This window comes from Alistipes sp. CAG:268 (assembly GCA_000434235.1).
Classification (GTDB): Bacteria; Bacteroidota; Bacteroidia; order Bacteroidales; family Rikenellaceae; genus Alistipes; species Alistipes avistercoris.
The window spans coordinates 32,978-36,623 of record FR892019.1; the positions used below are offsets into that span (position 1 = coordinate 32,978).

The window sequence follows — 3,646 nt, forward strand, 5'->3', positions numbered from 1 at the left end:
GGCCGGCGGGGCCCCCGACAGCTGCGCGGCGGATACACGCCCGCCGACCTGCTCGCCGAGGTGAGCAGGCAGGCCGAACGGGCACAGGCCCGGTTTGCGGAGACCTACCGCGGACTGCTCCGCGAGATGGAGGCCGAAGGGATCTTCGTCGTCGATGAAACCGGTCTCACGCCGCACCAGCAGGAGTTCTGCCGCACGTACTTCGCATCGGTCGTCTCGCCGCGCCTGGTGCCGCTCATGCTCCGCAAATCGGTCCGCATCCCGTTCCTGCCCGACGGAAACGTCTACCTCGGCGTCCGGATGGGCTGTACGGGCGGCACGTCGGTGCGCTACGCCGTCATCCAGGTGCCGGTCAGCTCGGCATGCCCGCGCTTCGTCGTTCTCCCCTCGGAGCCGGGGCGGCGCGATGTCATCTTCCTCGACGACATCATCCGGCTGATGATCGACGAGATCTTCTTCATGTTCTCCTACGACACCATCTCCGCACACACCTTCAAGATCATGCGCGACGCCGAACTGACGATCGACGACGACGTCTCGAAGAGCCTCTTCGAACGCATCGCCGAAGGGGTCGAAAGCCGCCGCTACGGCTCGCCCATCCGCCTGATCTACGATCGCGACATGCCGGCCGACCTGCTCGACATGCTGGCCCGCAAACTCAAGCTCTCGAACCCCGGGATGCTGGCGCCGGGCGACCGGTACCACCTGATGAAGGACCTGATGAAGTTCCCCGACGTACGGCCCGACCTGCGGACGGTCAATCCGGCCCCGCTCCGCCACCGCGACATCATCCCCTTCCAGAGCATCCTGAAAGTCGTGCGCCGCAGGGACATCCTGCTCAACTACCCCTACCACTCGTTCCAGCACTTCATCGACTTCCTGCGCGAAGCGGCCATCGATCCCCACGTCGAGCGCATCTCGATCACGCTCTACCGCACGGCCGAGCACTCGAAGGTAATCAACGCCCTCGTCAATGCCGCCCGAAACGGCAAGCAGGTCTCCGTGTTCGTCGAACTCAAGGCCCGCTTCGACGAGGAGCAGAACATCGAACATACCGACCTGCTGCAACGCGAGGGCGTGAAGGTCATCTACGCCATCGAGGACCTGAAGGTGCACTGCAAGACCGTACTCGTCGAACGGCGCGAATCCTCCGGACTGCGCGGATACGCCTACATCGGGACGGGCAATTTCAACGAGAATACGGCGGCGATCTACGGCGACTTCGGTCTGCTGACCGCCCACAAGGGGATCGTCGAGGATGTCCGCAACGTGTTCCAGTTCCTCACGAACAGCCACAAGCAGTTCAGGTACAAGCACCTGCTCGTATCGCCCTACTACATGCGCGAGGCGTTCGGCGAACTGATCGACCGAGAGACGCGCAACGCCCGCAAGGGACGCAAGGCCTATATCTACGCCAAATGCAACTCACTGACCGACGAACGGATCATCGACCGCCTCTACCGGGCCAGCCAGGCCGGCGTCGAGGTACGGCTGATCGTCCGCGGAGCCTGCTGCCTGCGCCCCTCGGTCGAGGGCATGAGCGAGCGGATCCGGGCCATCAGCATCGTGGACAAGTACCTCGAGCACGCCCGGCTCTTCATCTTCTGCAACGACGGCGACGAACGGACCTACATCGGGTCGGCCGACTGGATGTCGCGCAACCTCGACCGCCGGGGCGAGGTCTGCACGCCGATCCTCGACCGGCAGATCCAGCGACTCCTGCGCAAGGTCTTCGCCATCCAGTGGTCGGACAACGTGAAGGCACGCGACCTTGCGGACCAAGCGGACAATCCCCATCTGAAACCCGCTCCGGGACAGTGCCCCGTACGCAGCCAGACGGCGCTGTACGACTATTACAAGGAACAAAGCGAAAAGGAGAAATGAACAGGGAGACTTTCGGAGCCATCGATATCGGCTCGAACGCGATCCGTCTTCTGATCGACTACGTCGAAGCCTACGAGGACGGACGCACCGAATACAAGAAGGCCGCCTTTGTCCGGGTTCCCATCCGGCTGGGCGACGACGTTTTTCTGCGCGGGCGCATCAGCAACGGCAAGGCCGAAGCGCTGTGCGATGCCATGCAGGGTTTTTCGGCGCTCTCCCGCGCCTTCGCGGTCAAGGACTACCGCGCCTACGCCACGAGCGCCATGCGCGAGGCCGAAAACGGCAGCGAGGTCGTCTCGCTGATCCGCAACCGCAGCGGGATCTCGGTCGAGATCATCAGCGGCGAGGCCGAGGCCGGCACGATCTTCGCGGCCGGGGGGCTGCGCGAGACACTCGACCCGGCGAAGACCTACCTCTATGTCGATGTGGGCGGCGGCAGCACCGAGATCGTCGTCTACGCCCGCCGGCGCAAGGTTGATGCCTGCTCGTTCCGGCTGGGCACCGTGCGGATCTTCAGCCGTGCCGAGGAACCGGCCGAATGGGAGCGTTTCGGAAGGTGGCTCGAACAGATCGACGAAAAATGGCACCCTTCGGGCATCATCGGATCGGGCGGCAACATCAACAAGGTGCACAAGATGCTCGAAAAGAAGTCCCGGGAGTGCATCCGGGCCAAGGAACTGACTTCACTCTATGCCCGGCTGCGCGACATGTCGGTCGAGGAGCGCATGGAGCAGCTCTACCTGAACCAGAGCCGGGCCGAGGTGATCGTCCCCGCCCTGAAAATCTTCACCGAGGTGCTGCGCATCTGCCGCATCGACACGGTGTGCGTACCGCGCATGGGACTGGCCGACGGCATCATCCACCAGCTCTACCGCCAGTACAACCCCTTTGCCTGACCGCCGGCCACACGGATCCTTCCGTACCCCGCACACATGCGAAATCGGGCCGCACCTCTCCGGTGCGGCCCGATCGTTTTCGGTTGTCGGTCCCGTGGGGATCAGAAGCGGACCTTCGCTCCGACCGAGAAGCGGATGCCGTAGTATTCGGCCTGCCGCACCCGGTCCTTCGTTCCCTGATAGTAGCGCAACGGCTGGTTGAGCAGGTTGCCCACCTCGGCGTAGACCGAGAGGAACTTCGTGGCGCGCACCGACACATTGGCGTCGAGGTAGTTCACGCTGTCATAATAGCGGTCCGTAAAGGGGGTCATGCCCATCTCCTCGTTGTCGAGGAACGAGCTGGCGTAGTTGTACGAGAGGGTGGCCGTCAGGCGGCGGTTCTCGAAATAGAGCGAGGCATTGACCGTATGCTCGGGCGTACCCGGAAGCTGGATGTCGTCGGCATTGCGGCCGGCGAAGATCGGATCGGTCAGGCGTGTGACCTTCGAGTGGTTGTAGGTGTAGTTGGTGTAGACGCCGAAGTTCTTGAGTGCCGGGGAGATGAATCCCAGGTCGCGCTGGAACGACACCTCTACGCCGAACAGGTTCGCATCGCCGGCATTGACGGCCTTGTAGAGCTCCTTGAACTCCGTCCCGGCGATCACCTGGTCCTCGACCATCGCATCGACGATGAAGTCGGAGATCTGCTTGTAGTAGACGCCGGCCGAGACCAGGCCGATCGACCGGAAGTAGTACTCGAACATCAGGTCGTAGTTGTTCGACACCGTATTGCGCAGGTCGGGATTGCCCATCGTGTACTCCTCGTCATGGAGGTTCACACGGTCGCCCGGCACCATCTGGCGGAACTTCGGACGTGCGAGCGTCGT

General features: G+C 63.1%; 3 protein-coding genes. 2 read left to right on the forward strand and 1 reads right to left on the reverse strand.

What is annotated here, in order from left to right; translation table 11 throughout:
• A partial coding sequence (gene ppk1 / locus QZL63_RS09780; RefSeq protein WP_290586789.1) for a polyphosphate kinase 1 occupies positions 1-1,884 on the forward strand: 1,884 nt, incomplete at its 5' end.
• Complete coding sequence (locus QZL63_RS09785) at positions 1,881-2,780, forward strand: Ppx/GppA phosphatase family protein (RefSeq protein ID WP_022309122.1); 900 nt, start codon at positions 1,881-1,883, stop codon at positions 2,778-2,780. The genes ppk1 and QZL63_RS09785, both read left to right, overlap by 4 nt.
• A gap of 101 nt (positions 2,781-2,881) precedes the next feature.
• Here QZL63_RS09785 and QZL63_RS09790 read toward each other — a convergent pair.
• Positions 2,882-3,646, reverse strand: a 765-nt coding sequence (locus QZL63_RS09790; protein WP_290586792.1) for a TonB-dependent receptor domain-containing protein, incomplete at its 5' end; no start/stop codon positions are given.